Raw genomic sequence first — 26,797 nt, forward strand, 5'->3', positions numbered from 1 at the left:
TTCAAGCGACGGCAACAACGTCAAGAATGCGCTGCACCACGCGGTCCTGGTCAACGCCTGCGGCTTCGGCTTCGAACGACAGAATGATGCGGTGGCGCAACACGTCGAACAGCACCGCCTGGATATCCTCGGGGCTGACGAAGTCGCGCCCGGCCAGCCAGGCATGGGCGCGGGCGCAGCGGTCCAGGGCGATGGAGCCGCGCGGGCTGGCGCCATAGGCAATCCACTCGGCCATTTCCGGGTCGAACTTGGCCGGTGTGCGCGTGGCCATGACCAGTTGCACCAGGTATTCCTCCACCGCATCGGCCATGTACAAGCCGAGGATTTCCTTGCGTGCGGCAAATATTGCCTGCTGGCTGACGCGGCGCTCGGGCTTGGTTTCGCCATTGAGCGCTTCGCCGCGTGCCTGTTGCAGGATGCGCCGTTCGACGGCGGCATCCGGGAAGCCGATCTTGACGTGCATCAGAAAACGGTCGAGCTGGGCTTCCGGCAGCGGGTAGGTGCCTTCCTGTTCGATGGGGTTCTGCGTGGCCATCACCAGAAACAGCGGTGACAGCTCGTAGGTGCTGCGGCCCACGCTGACCTGGCGCTCGGCCATGGCCTCAAGCAGGGCCGACTGGACCTTGGCCGGTGCGCGGTTGATTTCGTCGGCCAATACCAGGTTGTGGAAGATCGGCCCTTGCTGAAACACGAAACTGCCGGTTTCCGGACGGTAGATCTCGGTGCCGGTGATGTCGGCGGGCAACAGGTCGGGGGTGAACTGGATACGATGGAACTGCGCTTCGATACCTTCAGCCAGCTCTTTGATCGCTTTGGTCTTGGCCAGGCCCGGCGCGCCTTCCACCAGCATATGGCCGTCGGCGAGCAGGGCGATCAGCAGGCGATCGATGAGTTTTTCCTGGCCGAGAATCTGCGTAGAAAGAAAGGTTCGCAGCGCAAGCAGCGCTTCACGATGTTCCATCGATGACGGTTCCTGGAGAGATGAGCTCGGGTGTCAGGGAGAAACACCGGCCTGGGGCGCTTACTTTAATGCATCGTGGGGTGTGGCGACTAACGGCGTGACGGGTATTTTTGGCAAAACTTGTAGGAAATTTGTGTGGAGTGCGGTCAATGTGGGAGGGGGCTTGCCCCCGATGACGGTGGGTCAGTCAATATTTCTGGCGACTGGCACACCGCTATCGGGGGCAAGCCCCCTCCCACATTGGATTTGTGGTGGTCTTAAATTCGGGTGTAGGTGCCGGTGCCTTTGAGGATGTTCTGCAAGGTTTGCTCAACCTCGGCCATATCCGACGCGGCGGTGGCATGAGTGATCTGCAGTTGAACCTTGCCCCCCAGCGCATCGGTATCGCCGGCTGCCAGCTCAATCAACAAGGTGGTATCGCCCAAGCTGACTTTCAGCCCATCCAGGGTCGAGGGCTCGTAATCCCAGGTCAGTTCCACCTCGTCTTCATCCGGATAGCGGCTGAGCATGAACATCTCGTCGTTCTTGCCGTGGCAGCAGAGCATGGCCATGTTGTCTTCTTCGTCGTCACACGGCGTGGCCATCAGGGCATCGGTTTTCAGTTGCAGCATGGGGAATCCTGTCTGGGGTAGGGCGTTGCGCAGGCAATTGTGCCATTGCGGCGAATTTTGTGCTGCATGCTCTGTCAGACCCTCATGCATGACCTGACGCACACTGTCAGTCATTTTTGATACTCACAGGCAGGCGAACAGGCAGATTTTCCGCTGGAAATCGCCGGTTGCACAAGTCGCAACCCCGCGCCTGCTTATCGATGACCGAATATGTCGCAGCACCGCAAGCAGCGGGTTTCCTACACTCGTTAAGCTGCGCAACGGATGTGCCCCGCGCCGGGCGCCTGACCTGCCCGTCGTACCGTCACCCGGCAAGGTGTGCATCTTGTGGAAGTTGTATGTGACCTGACTGTCTTGTCCAGCTTCACCCACCTGTCACTCTGATTGGTTTATGGTGCTGATCATCCATACCAGCTAACAGAGCTGACGGTCTCCCCGCGAGGGGATAACACGCGACGCTTCCATCAATAACAAGCCCAAGCGGAGTACCACAGATGGCGTTCTTCACCGCAGCCAGCAAGGCCGACTTCCAGCATCAACTGCAAGCGGCACTGGCGCAGCACATCAGTGAACAGGCACTGCCACAAGTGGCGCTGTTCGCTGAGCAATTCTTCGGCATTATTTCCCTGGACGAACTGACCCAGCGTCGCCTTTCCGACCTGGCCGGTTGCACCCTGTCTGCCTGGCGCCTGCTTGAGCGCTTCGATCACACCCAACCGCAAGTGCGGGTCTACAACCCCGATTACGAACGTCATGGCTGGCAGTCGACCCACACCGCGGTCGAAGTGCTGCACCATGACCTGCCATTTCTGGTGGACTCGGTACGTACCGAGCTGAACCGCCGTGGCTACAGCATCCACACCTTGCAAACCACCGTGCTCAGCGTGCGCCGTGGCAGCAAGGGCGAACTGCTGGAAATCCTGCCCAAGGGCACCCAGGGTGAAGGCATCCAGCAAGAATCGCTGATGTACCTGGAAATCGACCGCTGTGCCAATGCCGCCGAGCTGAATGTGCTGAGCAAAGAGCTCGAGCAGGTGCTGGGCGAAGTGCGCGTGGCCGTGGCTGATTTCGAACCGATGAAAGCCAAGGTCCAGGACCTGCTGGCCGGTATCGACGCCAGCGCGTTCACGATCGACGGTGAAGAAAAAGCCGAGATCAAGAACTTCCTCGAATGGCTGGTGGGCAACCATTTCACCTTCCTGGGCTACGAAGAGTTTGTGGTACGTGACGAGGCGGACGGCGGTCATATCGAATATGACGCCAGCTCTTTCCTCGGTCTGACCAAGCTGCTGCGCGCCGGCCTCACCGCCGAAGACCTGCGCATCGAAGACTACGCCGTCGCCTACCTGCGCGAACCGACCGTGCTGTCGTTCGCCAAGGCGGCACACCCGAGCCGCGTGCACCGTCCGGCGTATCCGGATTATGTGTCGATCCGTGAGATCAGCGCCGACGGCAAGGTCCTCAAGGAACACCGTTTCATGGGCCTGTACACCTCCTCGGTGTACGGCGAAAGCGTGCGGGTGATCCCTTATATCCGCCGCAAGGTCGCGGAAATCGAGCGTCGCTCGGGCTTCCAGGCCAAGGCGCACCTGGGCAAGGAACTGGCCCAGGTGGTTGAAGTACTGCCCCGTGACGACCTGTTCCAGACTCCGGTGGATGAGCTGTTCAGCACGGTGATGTCGATCGTGCAGATCCAGGAACGCAACAAGATCCGCGTATTCCTGCGCAAAGACCCGTATGGCCGTTTCTGCTACTGCCTGGCCTACGTGCCGCGTGACATCTATTCCACCGAAGTGCGCCAGAAGATCCAGCAAGTGCTGATGGATCGCCTGAAAGCCTCTGACTGCGAGTTCTGGACGTTCTTCTCTGAATCCGTGCTGGCCCGCGTGCAGCTGATTCTGCGGGTAGACCCGAAGAACCGCCTGGACATCGACCCGCTGCAACTGGAAAAAGAAGTGGTGCAGGCCTGCCGCAGTTGGCAGGACGACTACGCCAGCCTGGTGGTGGAAAGCTTCGGCGAAGCGCAAGGCACCAACGTGCTGGCCGATTTCCCGAAAGGCTTCCCGGCCGGCTACCGCGAGCGGTTCGCCGCGCATTCGGCCGTGGTCGACATGCAGCACCTCAACAGCCTAACCGAAGCCAACCCGCTGGTGATGAGCTTCTATCAGCCGTTGGGTCAGGTCTCCGGCCAGCGTGAGCTGCATTGCAAGCTCTACCACGCCGACACCCCGCTGGCGCTGTCCGACGTGCTGCCGATCCTGGAAAACCTCGGCCTGCGCGTGCTGGGCGAGTTCCCGTATCGCCTGCGCCACGCCAATGGCCGCGAGTTCTGGATCCATGATTTCGCGTTCATCGCCGCCGAAGGCGTGAACCTGGATATCCAGCAGCTCAACGACACCCTGCAGGACGCGTTCGTGCATATCGTCCACGGCGATGCCGAAAACGATGCGTTCAACCGCCTGGTACTCACTGCCGGCCTGCCATGGCGCGACGTGGCGCTGCTGCGCGCTTACGCCCGTTACCTCAAGCAGATCCGCCTGGGCTTCGACCTCGGCTACATCGCCAGCACCCTGAACAACCACACCGACATCGCCCGCGAATTGACGCGGTTGTTCAAGACGCGTTTCTACCTGGCGCGCAAGCTCACCGCCGACGACCTGGAAGACAAGCAGCAGCGCCTGGAACAAGCGATCCTCAGCGCCCTGGACGACGTTCAGGTGCTCAACGAAGACCGCATCCTGCGTCGCTACCTGGACCTGATCAAGGCGACCCTGCGCACCAACTTCTACCAGACTGACGCCAACGGCCAGAACAAGTCGTACTTCAGCTTCAAGTTCGACCCGCGCGCCATTCCCGAACTGCCCAAGCCGGTGCCGAAGTTTGAAATCTTTGTCTACTCGCCACGGGTTGAAGGCGTGCACCTGCGCTTTGGCAACGTCGCTCGCGGCGGCCTGCGCTGGTCGGACCGTGAAGAAGACTTCCGTACCGAAGTGCTCGGCCTGGTAAAAGCCCAGCAAGTGAAGAACTCGGTGATCGTGCCCGTGGGCGCCAAGGGCGGCTTCCTGCCCCGTCGCCTGCCATTGGGTGGCAGCCGTGACGAGATCGCGGCCGAGGGCATCGCCTGCTACCGCATCTTCATTTCCGGCCTGTTGGACATTACCGACAACCTGAAAGACGGCGCCCTGGTGCCGCCGGTCAACGTTGTGCGCCATGACGACGATGACCCGTACCTGGTGGTGGCAGCGGACAAGGGCACTGCGACCTTCTCCGACATCGCCAACGGTATCGCCATCGATTACGGCTTCTGGCTGGGCGACGCATTCGCCTCCGGTGGTTCCGCCGGTTACGACCACAAGAAAATGGGCATCACCGCCAAGGGCGCGTGGGTGGGTGTGCAGCGTCACTTCCGTGAGCGCGGCATCAACGTGCAGGAAGACAGCATCACCGTGGTCGGCGTCGGCGACATGGCCGGTGACGTGTTCGGTAACGGCTTGCTGATGTCCGACAAGCTGCAACTGGTCGCGGCCTTCAACCACCTGCACATCTTCATCGACCCGAACCCGAACCCGGCGACCAGCTTCGTCGAGCGCCAGCGCATGTTCGAACTGCCGCGTTCGGCCTGGACCGACTACGACACCAGCATCATGTCCGAAGGCGGCGGTATCTTCTCGCGCAGCGCGAAGAGCATTGCCATCTCGCCACAGATGAAAGAACGCTTCGACATCCAGGCCGACAAGCTGACCCCGACCGAACTGCTCAACGCCTTGCTCAAGGCGCCAGTGGATCTGTTGTGGAACGGCGGCATCGGTACCTACGTCAAGGCCAGCACCGAAAGCCACGCCGATGTAGGCGACAAGGCCAACGACGCGCTGCGCGTCAACGGCAACGAGCTGCGCTGCAAGGTGGTGGGCGAGGGCGGTAACCTGGGCATGACCCAACTGGGTCGTGTGGAATTCGGCCTCAATGGCGGCGGTTCCAACACCGACTTCATCGACAACGCCGGTGGCGTGGACTGCTCCGACCACGAAGTGAACATCAAGATCCTGCTCAACGAAGTGGTGCAGGCCGGTGACATGACCGACAAGCAACGCAACCAGTTGCTGGCGAGCATGACCGACGAAGTCGGCAACCTGGTGTTGGGCAACAACTACAAGCAAACGCAGGCCCTGTCCCTGGCCGCGCGCAAGGCTTACGAGCGCGCTGCCGAGTACAAACGCCTGATGAGCGACCTGGAAGGCCGTGGCAAGCTGGACCGCGCCATCGAGTACCTGCCGACCGAGGAGCAGCTCACCGAGCGCGCCGCGAATGGCAAGGGCCTGACGCGTCCAGAGCTGTCGGTGTTGATTTCCTACAGCAAGATCGACCTCAAGGAAGCGCTGCTCAAGTCCCAGGTACCGGATGACGAGTACCTGACCCGTGACATGGAGACCGCGTTCCCGCCGAGCCTGGTGGCCAAGTTCTCCGAAGCCATGCGTCGCCATCGTCTCAAGCGCGAAATCGTCAGCACCCAGATCGCCAACGACCTGGTCAACCACATGGGCATCACCTTCGTTCAACGACTCAAAGAGTCGACCGGCATGAGCCCGGCGAACGTTGCGGGCGCCTACGTGATCGTGCGCGACATCTTCCACCTCCCGCACTGGTTCCGTCAGATCGAAGCCCTGGACCACCAGGTTTCGGCCGACGTGCAACTGGAGCTGATGGACGAACTGATGCGCCTGGGCCGTCGCGCCACGCGCTGGTTCCTGCGCAGCCGTCGCAACGAGCAGGACGCCGGGCGTGACACTGCGCACTTCGGTCCGCACCTGGCGGCGCTGGGTCTCAAGCTCGACGAACTGCTGGAAGGCCCGACGCGTGAAGGCTGGCAGAACCGTTACCAGGCCTACACCCAGGCCGGCGTACCGGAGTTGTTGGCGCGCATGGTTGCAGGTACTACGCACCTGTACACCCTGCTGCCGATTATCGAAGCCGCCGACGTGACCGGGCATGACGCCGCTGAAGTGGCCAAGGCCTACTTCGCCGTCGGCAGCGCCCTGGACCTGCCGTGGTACCTGCAGCAGATCAGCGACCTGCCGGTGGCCAACAACTGGCAGGCCCAGGCCCGCGAAGCCTTCCGCGACGACGTGGACTGGCAGCAACGGGCGATCACCATTGCGGTACTGCAAATGGCCGACGCGCCACAAGACATGGAAGCCCGCGTGGCCCTGTGGCTTGAGCAGCACCAGGACATGGCTGATCGCTGGCGCGCCATGATGGTGGAAATTCGTGCTGCGGTTGGCACGGACTACGCCATGTATGCGGTGGCCAACCGGGAGCTGCTGGACCTGGCGTTGAGCGGTCAGTCGGTGTTGCAACCGGCTTGATGCTTGGGCAGTAACCATGTGGGAGGGGGCTTGCTCCCGATAGCGGTAGGTCAGTCATGTAGTGGTGACTGACACACTGCTATCGGGAGCAAGCCCCCTCCCACATTTGGCTCGGCATTTATTCTGATCGTTCCCACGCAGCGAGGGAACGATCAGCTCAAGGGTGTTTGAGCAATTTGCTTTCCAAGTGATCCAGGTGCTGGGTCATCAAGCTCACCACCGTACTCATATCCCGCTGCTCAATCGCATCCACAATCGCCACATGCTCCTGCCACGCGCAATACGTGCAGGCTTTCGCTTCATATTGGGCAATCACCAATGACGTCAGCGGCACCAGGCTGTTGAGGAACTGTGCCAACGGGCCATTTCCGGCGATGGCGGCCAACAGCAGGTGAAACTCCCCCGACAAACGAATCGCCGGCCCGCGCTGGTCGCGCTCGATGCATTCGCGTTCGCGGCTGATCAATTCCCGTAGCTGGCGCACCTGTGCGCCGGTCGCCTGCGCGCACGCCAGTTGCACCACGGTGATTTCGGTCATGCGCCGCGCTTCGAGAATCTGCCGAGTCTGCTGGGCATCCGGCGCCGCCACTTGGGCGCGTTGGTTGGGGCGCAGGATCACCACTTGCTGGTGGGACAGTTTGGCCAGCACGCGACGAATCACACTGCGGCTTACGCCAAAGGTCTCACCCAGGCTTTCTTCGGTGAAGCGGCTGGCCGGGGCGATGCGCTGTTCGAGTATCGCATCGAACAGGCGAGGGTAGATGTCATCGACCGAAGGCTTCTTGCCCGCCACCAGGCGCAGTGCGGGGAGGATAGGGTTGCGTTGCAGCGCGGGAGCGTTCATGGCCGTTCTCCAAGATATCAACTGCCCAGATGGTCGTCCGGGATGTTCAAGCGAATGCCCATGCGCAGGCCTTCCTGCAGGATGTGCCGACGCATTTCGGCACTGGCCAGGGCGCTGTTCTTGTTGCGGATGGCGCGTACCACCGCCTCGTTTTCGCGCAGGCGCTCGGCCAGATGCTCAGGGGAATTGCGCAGCACCTGGGCGCTTTGCTTGAGCGCGTTGCTGGTTTGTTGCACCACGTTCTGGAAGATCGGGTTGGAGGTTAGGGCGAACAGTTCTTCGTGAAAGTCGATATAGGCGTTCATGCCGGCTTCGGCATCCTCGGCCTCGAGGGCTTCGCGCATGTCCATCAGGGTCAGGCGCAGTTGGCCGATCTCCTTGCTGCTGATGGACTGGGCGACCAGGCCGACGATGAAGGGTTCGAGGGTGTAGCGCAGCTGCAGGATGTCTTCCAGGCTGGCGTCCGCCACGGCGTCGCTCGACTGCGGCTCGCTGATGCTAGTTTCCAGCACCACCACGCCTTTGCCAGGCATGGAACGCACCAGGCCCAGGGTCTCCAGCACAATCACCGCTTCGCGCAGGCTCGGCCGGCGCTGATGCCCAGCTGTTCGGCCAGTTCACGCTGGCCGGGGAGCATTTCGCCACGCCGCCACTGGCCACGCGCCAGGGCGGCGCGCAGTTTTTCTACCACTGAATTGACGACGGTCGAGGTGCTGATCACGTCTCATGCACTCCTTAAAATTGCGAACACGCTAGTCAAGCTGTTGAAGATCAAAGTGTGGGAGCAAGCCCCCTCCCACATTGATCTATGCCATTTTCAGAACTCCTGATGCGCCGGCACCACCGGCTTCTTGGCCTGGAAGGCATAGCCTTGCTGGCCGTCCAGCACCTTGTTGGCGCGCTGGATATCGATGTCTTTTTCCCAGCGGGCAATGGCCACGGTGGCGACGCAGTTGCCGATCAGGTTGGTCAGGGCTCGACCAATCCCCATGAACCAATCCACCGCCAGTACCAGCACCAGGCCGACCACTGGAATCGCCGGGATCGCCGTGAGCGTTGCCGCCAGAATCACCAGCGCCGAGCCCGGAATACCGTGTGCACCTTTGGAGGTGATCAACGATACCAGCAGGATGGTCAGCAAGTCGGTCATCGACAGCGGGGTACCGGTCGCATTGGCGATAAAGACGATGGCCAGGGTCAGGTAGATCGAGAAACCATCGAGGTTGAACGAGTAGCCGGTGGGGATCACCAAGCCAACGGTGGAGCTGCCGATGCCCAGATGCTCGAGCTTGCGCATGATCTGCGGCAGCACCGCGTCGGAGGAAGCCGTGCCCATCACGATCAGCAGCTCTTCACGCAGGTACTTGAGCAGCGGCAGCATGCGCAGGCCGGACAGGCGCATCACTAGGCCCAGGATCAGGCCGACGAAGGCAAAGCAGGTCAGGTAGAACAGGCCCACCAGGCTGCCCAGGTGTTGCAGGGAGTCCAGGCCGTAGGTGCTGGTGGTGAACGCGATGGCGCCGAACACGCCGATCGGCGCCAGGCGCACGATCATGCCCATGATGCGAAAGATCACATGGCTCAGTTCGTTGATCAGCCGCGAAATGCCCGAAGCCGCTTCACCCACCAGGTTCAGCGCGCTGCCGAACAGTACGGAGAACAACAGCACCTGCAGCACGTTGTTGTCGGCAAAGGCACCGATCACCGAGTTGGGGATCAGCTCCATCAGAAACTGGCTGGTACCGCGGATGTGTTGGCCCTTGTCGGCCAGTTCATTCAGGCCGGCGGAGGAGAGCTGTTCCAGGTGGATGTTAGCGCCGCTGCCGATGCCGGTGCTGAAGGCCATGATCAGGCCGAGCACCAGAGCGACGGTGGTCAGTACTTCAAAGTAGATCACTGACTTCAGGCCAATGCGCCCGACTTTCTTCAAGTCGCCGGCGCCGGAAATGCCGCTGACCACCACGCAAAACACGATCAGGCCGATCAACATTTTGATCAGCTTGATAAAGCCGTCACCCAGGGGTTTGAGTTGCGAGGAGAATTCGGGAAGGGCCAGGCCGCAAATGACGCCTAGCATCAGGCCAATCACGACTTGCAGGAAAATCGAACGCGAGCACCATCTGAGCATGGGAAGGATCTCTATTCGGTGCCCTGGTGGTTCCAGGGCTTAATTGTTGTGGTCTTACCGGTAAGTCCAGTGCCGGGCCAGTCTACGCTCGGTTTTTTTCAAACTACAAGCAAATATTCGGTGGCTGATGGGCCCCGGTCTGACCAGTGGGTCGGCAAGTGCGATGCTTGAGCGGTTGGCGGGGCAGAATTTTTTTTGCGTATCATCCGTGCTCGGTACGCGAGGTGACAGATGGACCCAACAGGACTGACAACGGACGACGCCGGGCGCACCCATTGCGCCTGGCGCAACGCCGCGCCGCAATATCCCCATTACCACGACCATGAATGGGGCGTGCCCGTGGCAGACGATATCCAGTTGTACGAGAAGATCTGCCTGGAAGGTTTTCAGGCGGGGATGGCGTGGATCACCATTTTGCGCAAGCGCGAGCAGTTTCGGCAGGCATTCGACGGTTTTGATTTTCACAAGGTGGCGCAGTATGGCGAGGCGGATATCGAGCTCTTGATGAACGACCCCGGTATCGTGCGCAACCGGGCGAAGATCGTTTCCACCGTCAACAACGCACGCCGGGCCTGCGAACTGGTGAGCGAGACCGGTTCGCTGGCGCGTTGGCTGTGGTCGTTCGAGCCCGGCCCACACGAGCGCCCGGCCGTGGTGGACATGGCTTACTGGAAGGCCAACCCGACGTCGGCGGCCTCGGTGCGGTTATCCAGGGCCCTGAAGAAACGTGGCTGGACCTTTGTCGGCCCGACCACGATGTATGCGCTGATGCAGGCGATGGGGATGGTCAATGATCACCTGCAGGGTTGCGTCTGTCGTGAGCGTATCGACGCGCTGCGCGACCAATTCCAACGACCCTGAGTCATTGAGCGCACGCCGATGTGTCAGAGGTATTTGAGCCAGGTGATATCCCTGCGCCGCGCCTTCAATCCGGCAAACCAGCGCACCGGCAGGTACAGCGCCAGCGGCAGCGCCAACGCGGCCAGCCATACGGTGCCAATGCTGTCGAAGCCCAAGTAATTGCCATGATTAAGCCCGAACACGGCGACAGCCGCGACATACAGGATTTTCAGGACATACAGGTGTAGCAGGTAAAAAAACATCGGCGCCGCGCCAAATACCGCGAGCACGCTGATCCAGCGTTTCTGCCCGGCGCGTTCGAACGCCAGCAACAACAACAGGCCAATGCCCGATGTCAGCGCCAGGAACAACAGCGAAGGCGGGTATTTGGTGATGTTGAAGAAGCTCATGCCTGTCTGCACGGCGCTTTCATAGGCGTGCCAAGGTTTTTCGCCATACCCGTTGGCCACCCGCAACAGTACGAAACCCAGGAGCGCGCCTGCACCCGCCAGCAGCAAATAACGCTGGCGCACGGCGGGCAGCGCGGCATTCGCAAACCACGGCCCGAGGCCGTAGCCCAGGGCAATCACGCCGACCCACGGCAGCACCGGGTAAGTCACGCGCAGGCGCAGGCTGTCTGACACCTCGATCCAACTGCGCTCATGCAGGATCGACCACACAACCTGCAGTGCCGAACCGGGTGCGAAATGCACGCCGTCTAGCAGGTTATGCCCGGCAATGATCGCCAGTGCCAAGGTGGTCAGCAGCGGGCGCGACAACCACACCAGCGCGGCGAGGGCGATCATGCTGACCCCAATCGCCCAGATCACTTGCAGGTAAATCACGCTGGGCGGCAACTGGAAAGTCCAGGCGAGGTTGACCAAGGTGAACTCCAACGCCACCAGAAACAGCCCGCGCTTGAATAAAAATGCCGACACCGCGCGTCGACTTTGGTATTTCTGACCATACAGCCAGGCCGACAAACCGGTGAGCAGCACAAACACCGGTGCGCAAAGATGGGCGAGGGTGCGGCTGAAAAACAGCGCCGGCTCGGTGGTGTCGATGCTCATCGGGTCGCTCACCTGGCGGTGCAGCAGGAACGTCTCGCGTACGTGGTCGAGCAGCATGAACAGGATCACCAGGCCGCGCAGGGCGTCGATGGAAAGCAGGCGAGGGCGTAGCGCAACAGCATCAGTCACGGGGTCGGTTCACAAGGTCGGGCGAAAAATTAGCGTTATCCTATAACATTAATCGACAGTTTGCCGCGCCGCGAAGCGAACTTATTGGAGGCACCATGACACCCGCAGACACACCCTCGGCCGAAGCCGTCATCGAATTCTGGAAACAGGCGGGCCCAAAGCGCTGGTTCGCCAAGGACGACAGGTTCGACACGCTGTTTCGCGACACTTTCTATACCGCCCACCTGCAAGCGGCGCGGCGTGAACTGGAGGATTGGCTGGAGTCGCCCTATGGCGCGTTGGCCCTATTGATTCTGCTGGACCAGTACCCGCGCAACGCGTTCCGCGGCACGGCGCACATGTTCGCCACCGACCCGCTGGCGCGCCTGTATGCACGACGGATGGTGGACGCCGGGTTGGACGCCTTGATCGAACCCGAGCTGCGCGCGTTTTGTTACCTGCCGTTCGAGCACTCGGAAGACCTTGAGGACCAGCAGCGCTCCATTGCGCTTAACCAGCTTCTGGATGCCAGCACCTACCACTGGGCCAAGGAACACGCCCGGATCATCGAGCGGTTTGGGCGGTTTCCCCATCGCAATGCGGTGTTGGGGAGGGAGACCATACCGGCGGAGCAGATTTTTTTGGATGAGGGAGGCTTCGCGGGATAGATGCCTCAGGACGCGTTGGTGAGTTTTGCCTTATCAGCGCGATCGGTTGCACCTAAATAGCCATGACTTCGGGGAGCATAGCTTCTGGAGAGGCAGCGTTTTGAACGTATTATGGAACTTCGCCTATCACCATGAAGGTTCCCTTTGTTACTTGAGGAATTTGCCTACATGATTTTGAGTGGGGTCCTATAACTGGCCTCCTTGTAAATGTTTTCTTCGTGTTCAAGTATTACTACTGACTCGTCATCCTCGACATGGATAGGTAGATGCATGAACAGTTATTCTAATATTCGAAAAATCTCCTCGGCAGGCAACCCTTTTTGGGATCGAACAGAAAAAGCAGGTGTGAGTGGCATTGTTGCCGGTAATCTCGGTAATGGCGTAATGGAGGTTGACGGGAAACGCTTTATAAACATGTGCTCTTACTCCTATTTAGGCCTGGATTCGAACCCGTTTATTTTAGAAGGAGGTCTTTCTGCGTTAAAAAATACAGGTGTTCTGAATTCTTCTATCTCAAGGGTACGAATCAAACTGCCTTTGCTGGAGGAGGTGGAGGTCGCGTTGTCGGAATTGTTTTCCGTGAATGCGCTGACGACCTCCTCTTGTGCTTCGGCGGCATCAGCAATGCTACCTTTGTTGGCGGCAGGTTTTCTTACAGGAAATAAACCACCGGTGATGGTTTTTGATCGGTCCGCGCATTTTTGCTTGAACTTGATGAAACCCATTTGCGCCGATGAAACCCAAGTGTTGACAGCGCCACATAACGACCTGAATTTTTTGGAAGATTGTTGCAAAAAAAACTCCAGAGTGGCCTATGTTGCGGACGGTGTATATAGCACTGGAGGGGCCGCAAAAATAAAAGACCTGATGAGCTTGCAAGATAAGTATGGCGTGTTCGTATTATACGATGAAGCGCATGGTTTATCGATTAAAGGACGCAATGGGCGAGGCGTGGTTCTTGAGGAAATGGGAGGGGTGAACGCCCATACGATGATTATCGCTTCATTGAATAAGGGATTTGGTGGTTCGGGAGGTGTCATATTTTTTGATGACTCGATTAAAACCTCGAGCTTATTGAGGTTCGGTGGGCCTCTCTCATGGTCGCAGCGGATCAATACAGCGGGTTTAGGCGCGATCTTGGCTTCTGTTCGAATACATGCGTCTGACGAGATAAATGTCCTTCAATGTAGGCTGGCTGAAAAAATAAACAGGTTTGATGAGCTTGTTCCCAGTGCGGCACTTGGAGATGGGCTTCCTATACGCCTAATTCCAATGGCAGACGAAGTTCATGCAATTTCAGCTGCGGCAGAACTGATGCGCGAGGGCTTTTACACATCTCCCCTGTTTTATCCAGTTGTTGCAAAGGACTCGCCCGGCTTGCGAGTGATGTTGAGGGCCAATCTTGATGAGTCTGACCTCGAGAAATTTTGTGCCGTTGTGAAATCAGTGCTTTAACTTTTTGCACATGGGTAAAATCGCATTGGAGAATGTAGAGTGCGTTCAAATACAAGGCTGCAGGTGTTAGCGTGCAGCACGACGATGATGGCTCAGTTGGGCGTTACGCTTTATCTGCCTGCCACGCCTAGCATTGTTGAATCGCTGAATATGAGTGAGGCAGAAGGCTATACTTCCTTGCTTATGTATCTAGGGGGGGGAGCCATTCCGCTAATATTTGCATCTCGTACTATTAATTGTTTCGGTCGTTCGGCCGTGTTGCTTGGTTTTTGTTGTGCTCTTTTCAGCGGAAGTGTCTTGTCAATGTGGGCTTCCGACTCTGATGTTCTTTATTTCTCCAGAATGATGCAAGGGGTTGGCGGAGGTGGTGCGGCCCTGATAGGACGGGCGTTACTGGCTGAGATATATTCGGGGGTAGATTTAGCTAGAAGTTTGTCGCTTCTGTCATATGCGTTTGTTTTTGCGTTAATTGTCGGCCAGGTTGTAGGTGGTTATCTGGTATCTTTTTTTAGCTGGAAAGCGCTTTCGTTAACTATGGCGTTCGGCTCGGTCTTAATCGTGTCCCTGCTGTTGCCTGTAAGGAAGGTTTTATGTTTATTTGATGCTCGTGGTCGACGCAGAGTCAGTGGTTTTGTTTTCGCAAATATTATAGTTCAGCGCTCGTTTTATTTGCCCGTGGTGGTGGGTGGGTGTGGTTATGGGGTGTTTGTTATCCATCAAGGCGTGGGCGCATACGTTTTTAATTTGCTGTTGGGGTGGGAAAGTTCCGACTACGGACTTTTTGGCGTCGGGTTAGGGCTCGCCTACTTTCTTGGGGCTCTGTCCGTGAGGTTGGCATTGCGTTCAATGAGTACTTTTTCTCTGTCAGTATTGACCATAAGTGTGATGGTCGCGGCGGTTTCGATTTTTTTATTGGCGACATTAGGGTACGTAGGGCGGCACGCGGCGGTCATGGCATATTTAGCAATATGGTATGCGCAGGCCGTGACGTACCCGTGTGTCGCGTCGATGGCCGTACAGAAATTTTCAGGCATGGAGGCGATGATGTTGTTTAGTTTTTTTCAGCAGATGTTAGCGCTATTACTCGGGACGGTGGCAGCAGCGTTTATTCCTCTTGGGCTGTCAAGCGTGGCGCTGCTGACCCTCGGTTTATCCAGTGCTGGTGTGATAGTGACCATGTGTTTGTCAATAAAAAGGACTTGATATGGATATGCTGGTTAGAAGTTGGCTGTGTATTCCAGCTTTGAAGGAAGGGCTTGAGCAAAAAATTGTTCAATCTACAGCGGACATTGTGCTATTGGATCTGGAGGACTCCATCCCTATTCACAAGAAATCATTAGCGCGTGAAAAACTTCTGAAGTTAGACCGTTCAATATGGCATCAATGTAATCTTGCAGTCAGGATTAACGCGCCCTCCAAACCGGAGGGTATCAGGGATCTGGTATTTTTAATGGACAATAATATTGTTCCGAAGTATTTGGTTGTTCCAAAGGTGGAGTCTTCCGGTGAGTTGCGGGTCCTAGGAGAGTTGATGTCGGCTGCAGGGGGACGTACGCAATGCTTTGGAATTGTAGAGACTTTAAAGGGGTTGCGCCGTATCGATGCAATTATAAATGAGTCTATGAATCTGCATGGTTTGATTTTAGGAAGCGCTGACTTGTCGTCTGAAATCAGCTTTCGTATTTCTAAAGCAGCCTTGATGCAAATAAAATGTGAGATGGCACTCGCTGCCTTGAGCGTAGGTTTGAAAGTGATAGATACGCCATGCTTCAATCTGCGGTGTGAGACGCGGTTGAAAGACGAAATTGAGTCAGCTAAATCGTTGGGTTATTCAGGTAAAATTGCAATTCATCCATCGCAGGTGGCTTTAATTAACAAATTATTTTCTCCCTCACAAGAAGAATTGGATCGAGCCGAAGCTATTTTTGCCTGCTTGGAGTCACCTGAGTTACCTACGGCAATAGCATCTATCGATGGGGATATGATAGGGCCACCGTTTGCAGTTTTAGCGGAGAAACTACTTGCCACTCAGCAAATGGTTATAAATAAAAAAACATAAAAAGGCGATGAAACTTATGGGTGTCTCCTTCAAGGCGTTAAGCAAATTGGTTGAAGTCTCACCTGGGCGCTATCGCGAAGAACACGGCCTCAGTTTTGAAGATTTTTGCGTAGGGGATATTTATGAGCATAGACCAGGTCGCACTCTTACTGACTCTGATAATACTTGGATGTCTTTAATCTGTATGAATAATCATCCTTTGCACATAAATTCGGATTATGCAAAGGAGACAGCGTTTGGCGCGCCCCTGGTTTCCAGTCTGGTCACATTTTCGATCGTTGGTGGGATGAGTTTGGCGAGCACTAGCAAGAAAGGTATTGCGAATCTCGGCTGGGATAACGTGCGTCTTTTAGCGCCCGTATTTGTAGGAGACACAATCTATGCCGAAAGTGAGGTTGTAGCGAAGCGGTGCTCGGAAAGTCGTCCCGGCCAAGGAATTGTTACCGTCCGCACGAAAGGTGTTAAATCTTGCGGTGAGGTATTTTTTTCATGTCAGCGAAGTTTTTTAATCGGGCTCGCCTAGGGCTTGCGCGTGAGATGGAGTGAACGTGAAGATTCTAGGTAAGTCGGATTTAGAGAGTGCTATTAGTATGCATGATGCCATTTCGACGTTGCGTGAGGGTTATAGTGATTACAATGAATCAGATCATCATCCGGCTCGCACTTTGATCAGAGTTAACGAGCAAAATGCCACGTTTGGAGTGATGCCATTCTTTTCCAAGCGTGATAATTTATTTGTTGTCAAGGTGGTAGCCCACCATCTATTGAATGTTTGTAACGGTTTTAAATCAATTAATGGTGTGATTGTCGTACAGGACGGTTCGAATGGGCAGATAAAGGCGCTGATTGATGCGGCTATCGTTACCTCTTTGCGAACCGGTGCCACTGCTGGGCTCGCGACTGATTTGCTCGCACACAAAGATTCAAAAAATGTGGCTGTTATTGGTACTGGAGATCAAGCGATGGCCGCGCTTGAAGCTGTTCTGTGCGTGAGAGACATCGAGAACGTCGCTGTGTACTCTCGAAGCAAAGAAAACGTCAGAAACTTTATTGCGTGCGCTCTTGGCAGATTTCCCAAACATTTGACGTTCAATGACTGTGAGGATGTAAGAACTGCAGTTGAGGATGCTGACATAGTATGTACCGCTACCACCTGCGCTCAACCGTTATTTTCCAGTAGTGATGTACGGAACGGCGTTCATGTGAATGCAATTGGAAAACACACGACGACTTCACGTGAATTTCCATTGGAGCTGGTTTCTCGTTCAATACTGCTGGTTGAGGATCGAGAGGCGGCGATCCGAGAAGCGGGTACCTATCATCGCACCGCGATTTCAATTTCGGAAATGCTGCAGCGTGAAAATGACAGGCAGTATCAGAGTAAAACGACAATTTTCTCTTCGGTGGGTACTGCTTTTCAGGATGCATGTATTTGTGTGGCTATATTGAAGAAACTGAAACTGCTTAATGCCTAGTGTTATTGATCAATCTTGCCGGGGCAGGCCTAAGCATTCTGCAGGTCCTGTTTAGCACCTTACTTTGCAAAATCGTATAAGGCGCGTTAGCCACCCGGTACGGATCTGGCGCTATTCCCCCCAGGAATGCCCCCATAAAAACAGCGCATTGTCTTTATTTCCCCGAATCTCGTAGCGTTAGGCCTCATTTCAAGGAGATCGTCCATGAGCCACCTTCCGCTGCGCCTCTACGTTGATTCGCTGTTTACCAGCCCCTACGCGATGTCGGTGTTTGTCGCCTTGCGGGAAAAGGGCTTGGCGTTCGAGACCGTGCCTTTGGACCTGGAGGCCGGCCAGCATCAGGCCGCGGGATACGCTCGGTTGTCACTGACCCAGCGGGTGCCGACGCTGGAAGAAGGCGAGTTCTCGCTGTCGGAATCTTCGGCGATCACTGAATACCTGGATGAGGCCCACCCCGACACCCGCATTTATCCGACGGATCGGCAGCAGCGGGCGAGGGCGCGTCAGGTGCAGGCATGGCTGCGCAGCGACCTGCTGCCGATTCGCCAGGAGCGTTCGACGCTGGTGGTGTTCTGCGGGCAGCAGATGCCGCCCCTGTCGCCAGTGGCGCAGGCGGCGGCCGAAAAGTTGATCTGTGTGGCGCAGGGGTTATTGGCGGGTAACCCGGATTATTTGTTCGGCAACTGGTCGATCGTCGACGTGGACCTGGCCGTGATGCTCAATCGCCTGATTCTCAATGGTGACGCCGTGCCTGCCGAGCTGGTGGCCTATACCCGGCGCCAGTGGCAGCGGCCGTCGGTGCAGGAATGGGTCAACCAGCCACGCCCTGGGGTATAGCGCGTTCGTTGATTTGCGCAACGCGCCGGTCCAGGTCTTCCCAGTCCGCCATGCCCAGCACGCGGGTGGTGTTCAAACCGCGCAGGTAACCCCGCAGTTGCTGGGCGCTGGAGGATTGCTCGTCGGCGCCACGCGTCTCGTCCAGCAGGACGTTTTCATAGTCGACCAGGTACTCGGCGACCCGCTCGCGAAACTCCGGCAGTACGGCTTCGCGGATGCGGTCGAAGGTTTTCTGGTGAGGCTTCATGGCACGGTCCTTATAGTTTTATGGGGCTGGGCTGCCTGACACTATCGGTTCAAATGATAGTCACCATCAAGGATCACAAGTTCTGTTTTTATGGCAAAAGCGCAAAATCCGCTCATCGAAACGCTGCTCAAGGAAATGCGCGATGAGGACGATAATCCAGTTTGCTTTGATGACCCTGATGCTCGGCAGTGCAGTGCTGGCCAACCCGGCGATTGCTGACGAGCTGCGTACGGGCCATTTGCTGCCACTCATAGGTAGCGTAAACTCCCTGCAGCGTGCGCAGTCGGTTGGCGTGTTGTACAGCGAAAACACACGCGACAACCAGAGCTACCTTGAACGCTACCATGCCATGGCCATGAATGGCGCGAAGGATGCCTTGGATGGCCGCATCCGCGAGGCGTTCGTCAACAGCTCTGATCCGGAACTGGCCATCGACTGGCTGATGAACTCCCTGCAAGGCACATTCGTTTCGGTAACCGTCTATGCCAGCCTCGACGACCTGGTGCAGGCGCATCCGGACGTGGTGGTGGTGCTCGATACCCATAACCAATTGCTGACCCAGCGTAACGACGTGGTCGAGGCGCGCTTTACCGCGCGGTTCTATGACGCCGACCTGCAGTACATCGCCAAGGCCGAAGGCTCGGTGGACAAGCAGGTGCCGTCGGTATGGGTGCATGACAAGTCTGCACTCGAGATTGCTGCGCAGATCGAGCAGCAGCGAGATGTACAACAAGATGCCTTGAAGCAGTTTGACGCATCGCTAAAAGCCCTGGTCCGCGCCGGTTGATACGCGGATTGATGGGGATCTATTGGTTATTTTCAGGAATGTCTATGCGCTCTTTTTTCGCCCCGGCCCTGGCCTCTGCTTCCTTGCTGTTGACCGGCTGTATCACGGCTCCGAACGCCCCCTCCCTGACCCTGCAAACCGCCAAGACCCCTGAAGGCTATGTGCAGTGCGTTTTGCCCAAGCTTGAAAAGCACGGCATCACCTCCACCGTGACCCAGAACTCGCGTCACGCCAAAGTGCTATTGACCAGCAAGATCGCAGCCGATGATGTGCTGGAAGCGTACAAGTCCCAGGATGGCACCAAGGTGTTTCTGTATGAGCGCAAACCCCTGGCGTCGGCGCTCAAGCCATCGCGCCTCGAGCAGGCTGCGCAGGACTGCAAGTAAGCCAGGCCCAGAATCAATACAGATCAAATGTGGGAGGGAGCAAGCCCCCTCCCACATTTGGATGGCGTTCGATTCAGGGTTTTGCTTCGTTGCTGAAGTTGTGCACCGTCTTGATCAGCCCTTGCGCTGCCAGCGCCACTAACTCACCGCCTTTTTCCACCGTCGCTAACGCCGGGTCCGAGCCCATGCGGCCGTCGGGGAAGCGTGCGCGGAAGTCCAGCGCTTCGCGGATCGGGCCGGTGTTGGCGATTTTCGGTGAATAATCGGCCGACTTGATCGCGTCCGGATAGGCCCATTGCGTCACGGCAATCTCCGACGGCGTGGCGTGGCTGCCATGGCCCACCGGGAACTGGCGCTGCGCCAGGTCGGTGACGCCCTCCAGGTCCCACCAGTTGACCAACTTCAGCGCGAACCCGGCCGGGCGGCGGGCATAGCTGGCCTCGGCATAGAGTTCGGAAAACGCCGCTTCGATGGTGGCGATATTGCCGCCGTGGCCGTTGAGGAACAGGATCTTGTCGAAACCATGCCCGGCCAGCGAGCGTACCCAGTCGCCGATCGCGGCGATGAAGGTGGAAGGGCGCAGCGAGATGGTGCCGGGAAAGCCCAGGTGGTGCTGGGCCATGCCGATGTTGAAGGTGGGGCCGACCAGGATATCGGCATTGTTCTGCGCCTCGACGGCGATGATCTCCGGGCACATCCAGTCGGTGCCCAGAAGGCCGGTAGGGCCGTGTTGTTCGTTGGAGCCGATGGGGATCACCACCGTACGGCTGCGCTCCAGAAACTGCCCGATCTCGATCCAGGTGGATTTATGTAGAAGCATGCGACGCTCTCTTTTATCGGTGGGGACAGGCTATCCGCCACGGATTGTACGACTACTCGCCACCTGTTGGGGTTTGCAGTTCAGATACGCCGACGACTTCAGCCAGCGCTGGTCAGGGTACCAAGAGAACATGAACTGGCCGTCCTTGAGCTTGTCCACCACTTGACGGGCGACTTGCGGGCGCACCGCCGGGCAGCCCTGGCTGCGGCCGATACGGCCTTCGCGCTTGCTCCACAGCGGGCTGACGTAGTCGGCGGCGTGAATCACGATGGCGCGGTCCCGGGCCAGGTCATTGAAGCCAGGCTCCAGGCCGTCCATGCGCAGCGAGTAGCCGTGGGTGCCGAGGTAGCTTTCCTGGGTGCGGAACAGGCCCAGGCTGGACTGGTGGCTGCCCTCGAGGTTGGAAAACTCGGTGGCGAAGTTTTCGCCCGACTTGGCGCCGTGGGCCACCAGATCGCGCAGTACCAGGGTCTTTTTGCGCAGATCGAAGATCCACAGCCGACGGGCGGTTGAGGGCTGGGAGTAGTCGATCACTGCCAGGCGGTCGGACCGTTCCTCGCCGTTACTGACGGCGCACTGTACCGCGCTCAGGGCACTTTTGAGGACGATGGGATTGAGTTCTGGAGCCGAGCGCGCAAGGCTGCTATACAAAGAAGGAAGGGGGCCATTGGCGGCGAGCGCAACATTGCTCAATAACGCCAGGCTGCCGGTGATCAAGCCCAGTTTGGTTATGCCGAGCCGGCGCATAAAAGTCAGCATCTACAGTCGAGTCCCCGCTGTGGAGTGGAGCTAAGTCAATTGTTCAAAAAACACGCATGTTACTTGAGCATTTGCCTGCTCGTTACACCATTGGTCGCCACAGCCGAAGCGCTGCCCGTGGAGCCGTTGCCGGTCACAACGCCTGCGCCGGTGGACCTGGCGCCGCTGCAACAGGCCTTGGCGCAGCTGCCCAGCGTCTGCCCCCAGCTCGCGCCGCGTATCGACCCCAGCGCGCAAGTGCGTCTGCAAGCGTTTTATCAGCAGCAGGGCGACACGCCGCAGTGGTCGGACGATGAGCGTCGCCAAGCCCTGCACAGCCAGTTGCTGATGCTGGCCGACGACGGCCTGGACCCCACCCACTATAGCCTGCCCACCGCGGACGCCACGGCCAACGTGCTGTGCAGCGACATCGCGGTCAGTCAGCAGTACCTGCAAGCCCTGCAGGATTTGCACTACGGACGTCTGCAGCAATCGCGCTTCGAACCGCTCTGGCACTCCCAGCCGCCTGCCGTCGATCCAGATACCGCGGTGCTGGCCTTCGCCGCCACCGGCTTGCACGACATGGCACAGGCGTTCGACCAGGCGCGCCCCAGCGCGGATTTGTATCGCAGCCTGCGTAACGCCTATTCCAGCGTGCGTCAGCAGCCGCTGCCGCAGTGGGAGGCGGTCGGCGATGGGCCGCTGTTGCGCCCCGGCATGGAAGACCCACGGGTGCCACAACTGGCGCGTCGGCTCTACAGCGGCGGTTACCTGGCCGTCGAACCCAAGGGCAGCGCCAAGCAGTACCGCGCCGAACTGGTCGCTGCGGTCAAGGCGTTCCAGCTCAGTCATTCCTTGCAGTCCGACGGTGTGATCGGCGCCGGCACCGTGGCCGAACTCAATATCAGCCCGGCGATGCGCCGTGATCAGCTGCGCATCAACCTTGAGCGGTTCCGCTGGCTGGCCCAGGATCTGGAACCCGAAGGGGTGGTGGTCAACGTCGCGGCCGCGCAATTGAGCGTGTATCAGAGCGGCATTCCGGTATGGCAAACCCGCCTGCAGGTAGGTCGCGCCGAGCGCCAGACGCCGCTGCTCAAGTCGCGCATCACGCGGTTGACGCTCAACCCGACCTGGACCATCCCGCCCACCATCATGCGCGAGGACAAGCTGCCGGCCATCCGCCTCAATCCCGAGTACCTGCGCCAGCAGAACCTGCAAGTGCTCGACGCCGAAGGCCACCCGCTGACGCCGGATCAGGTCGACTGGACGCGCCCCGGCAACATCCTGTTGCGTCAGGAGGCGGGGCCGCGCAACCCGCTGGGCAAGATCGTGATGCGCTTCCCCAACCCCTACTCGGTTTACCTGCATGACACGCCGAGCCAGCCACTGTTTACCAAGGGGCCGCGGGCGTTCAGTTCGGGGTGTGTGCGCGTCGAGCAACCGTTGTTACTGCGCGACCTGCTGGTCAGCCCGGCTGAACGCACGCGCACCGATGAACTGCTGGCTACCGGCGTGACCCATGAATTCAGGCTGGCCACGCCGGTACCGGTGCTGCTGGGGTATTGGACGGTCGAAGTGGATCGCCAGGGCAGCCTGGTGTACGCGCCGGACATCTATGCCCGCGACCCGGTGTTGATCAAGGCGATGGGGCGTGTGCTGTAGCGCTGAATGGCTCGGGACCAATGGGGGAGGGGCTTGCCCTAATGCCCGTCAGTTAAGCGAAAGTGGTTCACTGTAGGAGCGAGCTTGCTCGCGAAAAATGACCAGGCAACACGTTCATTCTGGATAAACGCGGTGGCCCTGAGTTCTTCGCGAGCAAGCTCGCTCCTACTAAAAGCTTTAACTGACTGGCATTAGGGCAAGCCCCCTCCCACATTGGATTGCCGTGCCTTTGCAGGATTTATTCCGGCATTAATTGCTGACGGCATTCCAGCGCCAGCTGCGCGCCGCCCAGTTCGCTGGTGCCTACGTCCAGCTTGAAGCCGTGCAGGTTGATGATCGCTGCGACAATCGACAGACCCAGGCCGAATCCGCCTTGCTGGTCACTTTCATCAACCCGATAAAAGCGCTGGAACACCGAAGCGCGTTCGGCTGCCGGAATGCCCGGGCCGGAGTCGAGGACTTCGATCCGTGTGCTCCCCTGGTCATTGACCGCGCGCAGGATCACCTTGCCCGCAGGCGGGGTGAACTTGATCGAGTTGCTGAGCAGATTGGCCAGGGCCTCGAACAACAGGGCGCGGTCACCGGTAATCCAGGGCAGTGAATCCGGGGTCTGCAGTACCAGTTCCAGCTCGCCTTCTTCGGCCAGGGGCAGGTAGAAGTCGTGCAGTTCGCGCAGCAGTGGCAGTGGGTCCATCAGCAGAAAGCCCGAGCGACGCTGGTGGTCTTCCAGTTCGGAAATGCGCAGCAATCCGCGAAAGCGCGCCATCAGTGTGTCGGTTTCAGCAATTGCGTCATCGAGCTTCACCGCGTGCGCCGAGTCTTCCTCCGCTTGTTGCTTGATGCGGTATAGCTGCGCCCGCAAGCGCGTCAGCGGGGTGCGCAAATCGTGGGCGATGTTGTCGCACACGCCCTTGACCTCGTTCATCAGCTTCTCGATGCGGTCGAGCATGCCATTGACGATCGCGGCGAGCATGTCCAGTTCGTCACGCCGGTTGGACAGAGGCAGGCGGTGGGTCAGGTCGCCAGCGACGATGGCTTCGGCGCTCGCCTGGATGTTGCGAATGCGCCGCAGCGGACGGCGACGCAGCAAATGCCAGCCAGCGGCGCCGGGGATGATGGTCAGCGACAGTGCCCACAGCAGGGCGTGCCAGATGATCCGGGTCACGCCGAACAGCGAACCGTTGGCGCGCACCAACACCAGCCAGCGCCCGTCTTCGGTATGGGTGGCCACGGCGTCGCAGCTGTCCTTGGGCAGTTTCGGGTCGTCGGAGTCGACGCAGTTGGCCAGGGCATGAATCTTGCCGTCCAGCGGCAGGTCGGGCGGCACTGCGCGGATCGGCCCGCTCAAGGGGCGAAATTGCCCGTCGAACAGGCCGTAGGCGTCCACGCCTTTCATGTCGAACGTCATGCTGGTGGTCAGTGCGTCGACCAATTCTTCGCCGTCGAAATGCTGGAACAGGTGCTGGCGCTGCATCAGCGAGTGGCGCGACAGGTCGCTGAGGTAGCCCGACACTTCGTAGTACAGCACCCCCATGAGGATGCAGCTCCAGGCCACGAACAGCGAACTGTACAGTGCCAGCAAACGGCTGCTGGAAGAGCGCCAGCCCTTAGAGGGGTTCAGCAATGACATATCCCGAGCCTCGTACCGTGCGGATCAGCGGCGTGAGGCCCGGTGGGTCGATTTTCTTGCGCAGGCGACCAATGTGCACGTCGATCAGGTTGGTGCCGGGGTCGAAGTGATAACCCCAGACTTCCTCGAAGATCATCATCCGCGACAGGATCTGCCCGGTGTTGCGCATCAGGAATTCCAGCAGCTTGTACTCGGTGGGCAACAGGCTCAGCGGTTGCTCGGCGCGGCTGGCTTCGCGGCTGATCAGGTTCAGTTCGAGGTCGGCCACGCGCAGCGCGGTTTCGAATTCCTTGACTGTGCTTTTACGCCGCAGCAGCACCTCGACGCGGGCGGCCATTTCGTCGGACGCAAAGGGTTTGGTCAGGTAGTCATCGCCGCCGGCGCGCAGGCCACGTACACGTTCATCGACATCGGAAAGGGCGCTGATCATCAGGATCGGCGTTGACACCCCGATAGTGCGCAGGGTGGTGACGATGGCCAGGCCATCCAGTTCGGGCAGCATGCGGTCGAGCGTGATCAGATCGTAATCACCACTCACGGCACGGACCAGGCCTTCGCGGCCATTGTCCACCCAGTCTACGTCCAGTCCATGGCTACTCAGCTCGGCGACGATCTCGCGAGCCGTTACGGCGTCATCCTCGATGGTCAAAATACGGGTCATAGGATTACCTGGTGAGCGTTCACACTAGAAGTGGAGGGTATTTTGCCAAGAAGTTGCTGAATGTTTCCTAAATAAAACTTCATTTGGCAAAACCGATACTCCCCAGCCTTGCCCAATTCAGTATGGGAGGGGGCTTGCTCCCGATAGCGGTGTATCAGGTAAGCATTCACAAAATGACCCACCGCTATCGGGAGCAAGCCCCCTCCCACAGGGAATGCATAACGCCCGCTCCCTATCCGCAATTCTTGCAACTTGCATGATGTTAGGAAGTTCAATTTAGTTAACGTACTGAAATATAAGGATTTTATTTTTATTCGACGCTGGCACGCTGCCTGCACTGTCCTTTTTGAGACTTGTAACACTATTTTTCATGCCTGGAGCAAAACAACAATGATCACGTCCTCATCCACGCTGCAAGAGTCGAGCGCGCTCTCAGGGGTTTCCTGGGGGGCGATATTTGCGGGTGCCGCTGCTGCGGCGGCGCTGTCCCTGATCCTGGTGCTGCTGGGCTTCGGCCTGGGGTTTTCCGCTGTATCGCCGTGGGCTGACAGCGGCATGAGCGCCAAGGGGCTTGGCATTTCCACGATTGTCTGGCTGGCCTTCACCCAAATCGTCGCGTCGGGCCTTGGCGGTTACATTGCCGGCAGGTTGCGTGTGAAGTGGGCCAATATGCATGGTGATGAAGTGTACTTTCGCGACACCGCCCACGGTTTCCTGGCCTGGGCCGTGGCGACACTGATCACGGCGATGCTGGTAGTCGGTTCGGTCAGCAGCGTAGTCAGCGGCGGCGTGAAAGCCGGTGCCAGCGTTGCCTCGGGCGCCGCCAGCAGCATGAGTCAAGCCGCCGGCAGCGCAGCAAAGGGCGCTCACAGTGGTGATTTCGGTTATTACGTCGACAGCCTGTTCCGCGATGATCGCCCAGCCGCGGTTGGCGATGACGCCGCACATGCCGTGGTCGGTCGCATTTTTGCCCGCACCCTGAGCAATGACGGCCAATTGGCGCCTGAAGACCGTACCTACCTGGCTCAGTTGATCAGCCAGCGCACCAACCTCAGCCAGGCCGATGCCGAAGCGCGTATCGACAAGGTGTATGGCGATGCCCGCAAAGCCATCGAAGACGCCAAGGTCAAAGCCAAGCAGGCTGCCGACACCGCTGCGAAAGTGGCTGCCTATACCTCGCTGTGGACCTTCGTTGCGCTGCTGATCGGTGCGTTCTTCGCCAGCTTCGCCGCCACCTTCGGCGGTCGCCGCCGGGATGCCGTGGTGTATGTCGAAACCGAAAACTACGTTCGTTAATTCAAGGAGAACATGATGCGCTCATTACTGCTGTGGTTCCTCGGCGTGCCGATCCCTCTGATCATCCTGATCGCGATTTTCATGCACTAAAACCCGAGCCCGGCTCGGTCCCCTGTGGGAGGGGGCTTGCCCCCGATGGCGGAGTGTCAGC

The 26,797-nt window shown here is 58.4% G+C and carries 23 protein-coding genes and 1 pseudogene; 13 read left to right on the top strand and 11 right to left on the bottom strand.

The features are described 5' to 3' along the window. Nucleotide 1: 1 nt before the first annotated feature. Both QF045_RS14450 and QF045_RS14455 read right to left on the bottom strand, forming a co-directional pair. Entirely contained in the window at nucleotides 2-961 is a 960-nt protein-coding gene (locus QF045_RS14450) for a MoxR family ATPase (protein WP_020301524.1), read from the bottom strand. A 257-nt stretch (nucleotides 962-1,218) separates the two neighbouring features. After that, the gene (locus QF045_RS14455) at nucleotides 1,219-1,572 is read right to left on the bottom strand and encodes a hypothetical protein (RefSeq protein WP_306492786.1); all 354 of its coding nucleotides are present in this window, start codon (nucleotides 1,570-1,572) and stop codon (nucleotides 1,219-1,221) included. Nucleotides 1,573-2,066: 494 nt separating this feature from the next. On the opposite strand from QF045_RS14455, the gene QF045_RS14460 reads away from it, so the two are divergent. Next, a complete protein-coding gene (locus QF045_RS14460) occupies nucleotides 2,067-6,935 on the top strand; it encodes an NAD-glutamate dehydrogenase (protein WP_306492787.1) in 4,869 nt (1,622 codons plus the stop codon). A 157-nt stretch (nucleotides 6,936-7,092) separates the two neighbouring features. Here the strand turns inward: QF045_RS14460 and QF045_RS14465 are convergent, their stop codons facing one another. The 3 genes and pseudogenes from QF045_RS14465 to QF045_RS14475 all read right to left on the bottom strand — a co-directional run bounded on the left by QF045_RS14465 (nucleotide 7,093) and on the right by QF045_RS14475 (nucleotide 9,907). Then, nucleotides 7,093-7,779 carry a GntR family transcriptional regulator gene (locus QF045_RS14465; protein WP_306492788.1) on the bottom strand — a complete coding sequence of 229 codons (687 nt, stop codon included), beginning with the start codon at nucleotides 7,777-7,779 and terminating at the stop codon, nucleotides 7,093-7,095. A 17-nt stretch (nucleotides 7,780-7,796) separates the two neighbouring features. Beyond that, nucleotides 7,797-8,500, bottom strand: a pseudogene (locus tag QF045_RS14470) (FadR/GntR family transcriptional regulator). 96 nt (nucleotides 8,501-8,596) lie between these two features. Then, nucleotides 8,597-9,907 (bottom strand): C4-dicarboxylate transporter DctA, encoded by a 1,311-nt coding sequence (locus QF045_RS14475; protein ID WP_306492789.1) that lies wholly within the window; start codon nucleotides 9,905-9,907, stop codon nucleotides 8,597-8,599. 231 nt (nucleotides 9,908-10,138) lie between these two features. Between QF045_RS14475 and QF045_RS14480 the strand changes: the two genes are divergently transcribed. Next, on the top strand, nucleotides 10,139-10,768 hold the full coding sequence (locus QF045_RS14480) for a DNA-3-methyladenine glycosylase I (protein WP_306492790.1): 630 nt from the start codon (nucleotides 10,139-10,141) through the stop codon (nucleotides 10,766-10,768). A 23-nt stretch (nucleotides 10,769-10,791) separates the two neighbouring features. Here the strand turns inward: QF045_RS14480 and QF045_RS14485 are convergent, their stop codons facing one another. Then, entirely contained in the window at nucleotides 10,792-11,946 is a 1,155-nt protein-coding gene (locus QF045_RS14485; protein ID WP_306492791.1) for a DUF1624 domain-containing protein, read from the bottom strand. A gap of 95 nt (nucleotides 11,947-12,041) precedes the next feature. Here QF045_RS14485 and QF045_RS14490 point away from each other — a divergent pair, with 95 nt between their 5' ends. The 7 genes from QF045_RS14490 to yfcF all read left to right on the top strand — a co-directional run bounded on the left by QF045_RS14490 (nucleotide 12,042) and on the right by yfcF (nucleotide 18,419). Continuing rightward, the gene (locus QF045_RS14490) at nucleotides 12,042-12,593 is read left to right on the top strand and encodes a DUF924 family protein (protein ID WP_306492792.1); all 552 of its coding nucleotides are present in this window, start codon (nucleotides 12,042-12,044) and stop codon (nucleotides 12,591-12,593) included. 270 nt (nucleotides 12,594-12,863) lie between these two features. Further along, the gene (locus QF045_RS14495; RefSeq protein ID WP_306492793.1) at nucleotides 12,864-14,048 is read left to right on the top strand and encodes an aminotransferase class I/II-fold pyridoxal phosphate-dependent enzyme; all 1,185 of its coding nucleotides are present in this window, start codon (nucleotides 12,864-12,866) and stop codon (nucleotides 14,046-14,048) included. Between the two features lie 39 nt (nucleotides 14,049-14,087). After that, the gene (locus QF045_RS14500) at nucleotides 14,088-15,251 is read left to right on the top strand and encodes an MFS transporter (protein WP_306492794.1); all 1,164 of its coding nucleotides are present in this window, start codon (nucleotides 14,088-14,090) and stop codon (nucleotides 15,249-15,251) included. A 1-nt stretch (nucleotide 15,252) separates the two neighbouring features. Beyond that, entirely contained in the window at nucleotides 15,253-16,107 is an 855-nt protein-coding gene (locus QF045_RS14505; RefSeq protein ID WP_306492795.1) for a CoA ester lyase, read from the top strand. A gap of 16 nt (nucleotides 16,108-16,123) precedes the next feature. Continuing rightward, nucleotides 16,124-16,630 carry a MaoC family dehydratase gene (locus tag QF045_RS14510; RefSeq protein ID WP_306492796.1) on the top strand — a complete coding sequence of 169 codons (507 nt, stop codon included), beginning with the start codon at nucleotides 16,124-16,126 and terminating at the stop codon, nucleotides 16,628-16,630. Between the two features lie 25 nt (nucleotides 16,631-16,655). Further along, on the top strand, nucleotides 16,656-17,582 hold the full coding sequence (locus QF045_RS14515; protein WP_306492797.1) for an ornithine cyclodeaminase family protein: 927 nt from the start codon (nucleotides 16,656-16,658) through the stop codon (nucleotides 17,580-17,582). A 204-nt stretch (nucleotides 17,583-17,786) separates the two neighbouring features. After that, a complete protein-coding gene (gene yfcF / locus QF045_RS14520; RefSeq protein WP_306492798.1) occupies nucleotides 17,787-18,419 on the top strand; it encodes a glutathione transferase in 633 nt (210 codons plus the stop codon). Here the strand turns inward: yfcF and QF045_RS14525 are convergent. Beyond that, the gene (locus tag QF045_RS14525; RefSeq protein WP_306492799.1) at nucleotides 18,394-18,666 is read right to left on the bottom strand and encodes a hypothetical protein; all 273 of its coding nucleotides are present in this window, start codon (nucleotides 18,664-18,666) and stop codon (nucleotides 18,394-18,396) included. The genes yfcF and QF045_RS14525 overlap by 26 nt on opposite strands. A 142-nt stretch (nucleotides 18,667-18,808) precedes the next feature. On the opposite strand from QF045_RS14525, the gene QF045_RS14530 reads away from it, so the two are divergent. Next, nucleotides 18,809-19,453, top strand: a complete 645-nt coding sequence (locus tag QF045_RS14530; protein WP_306492800.1) for an ATPase — start codon at nucleotides 18,809-18,811, stop codon at nucleotides 19,451-19,453. Nucleotides 19,454-19,497: 44 nt separating this feature from the next. After that, nucleotides 19,498-19,839, top strand: coding sequence for a hypothetical protein (locus QF045_RS14535; RefSeq protein WP_124386372.1), 342 nt, complete (start codon nucleotides 19,498-19,500; stop codon nucleotides 19,837-19,839). A gap of 73 nt (nucleotides 19,840-19,912) precedes the next feature. Here QF045_RS14535 and QF045_RS14540 read toward each other — a convergent pair whose 3' ends face one another. Together QF045_RS14540 and QF045_RS14545 are read right to left on the bottom strand one after the other, a co-directional pair. Then, on the bottom strand, nucleotides 19,913-20,659 hold the full coding sequence (locus tag QF045_RS14540; protein WP_306492801.1) for a creatininase family protein: 747 nt from the start codon (nucleotides 20,657-20,659) through the stop codon (nucleotides 19,913-19,915). A gap of 30 nt (nucleotides 20,660-20,689) precedes the next feature. Continuing rightward, nucleotides 20,690-21,418: a murein L,D-transpeptidase catalytic domain family protein gene (locus QF045_RS14545; RefSeq protein ID WP_306492802.1), complete on the bottom strand. Its 729-nt coding sequence runs from the start codon at nucleotides 21,416-21,418 to the stop codon at nucleotides 20,690-20,692. Nucleotides 21,419-21,457: 39 nt separating this feature from the next. Here QF045_RS14545 and QF045_RS14550 point away from each other — a divergent pair, with 39 nt between their 5' ends. Continuing rightward, on the top strand, nucleotides 21,458-23,059 hold the full coding sequence (locus QF045_RS14550) for a murein L,D-transpeptidase (protein ID WP_306492803.1): 1,602 nt from the start codon (nucleotides 21,458-21,460) through the stop codon (nucleotides 23,057-23,059). Nucleotides 23,060-23,297: 238 nt separating this feature from the next. Here QF045_RS14550 and QF045_RS14555 read toward each other — a convergent pair whose 3' ends face one another. Both QF045_RS14555 and QF045_RS14560 read right to left on the bottom strand, forming a co-directional pair. Continuing rightward, the gene (locus QF045_RS14555) at nucleotides 23,298-24,689 is read right to left on the bottom strand and encodes a HAMP domain-containing sensor histidine kinase (RefSeq protein ID WP_306492804.1); all 1,392 of its coding nucleotides are present in this window, start codon (nucleotides 24,687-24,689) and stop codon (nucleotides 23,298-23,300) included. Continuing rightward, nucleotides 24,667-25,350 (bottom strand): response regulator transcription factor, encoded by a 684-nt coding sequence (locus tag QF045_RS14560; protein ID WP_003219726.1) that lies wholly within the window; start codon nucleotides 25,348-25,350, stop codon nucleotides 24,667-24,669. The genes QF045_RS14555 and QF045_RS14560 overlap by 23 nt, the downstream gene beginning before the upstream one ends. A 390-nt stretch (nucleotides 25,351-25,740) precedes the next feature. Between QF045_RS14560 and QF045_RS14565 the strand changes: the two genes are divergently transcribed. Continuing rightward, nucleotides 25,741-26,646 carry a hypothetical protein gene (locus tag QF045_RS14565; RefSeq protein WP_306492805.1) on the top strand — a complete coding sequence of 302 codons (906 nt, stop codon included), beginning with the start codon at nucleotides 25,741-25,743 and terminating at the stop codon, nucleotides 26,644-26,646. Nucleotides 26,647-26,797 lie beyond the last annotated feature (151 nt).

It is taken from the genome of Pseudomonas sp. W4I3 (assembly GCF_030816195.1).
GTDB lineage: Bacteria > Pseudomonadota > Gammaproteobacteria > Pseudomonadales > Pseudomonadaceae > Aquipseudomonas.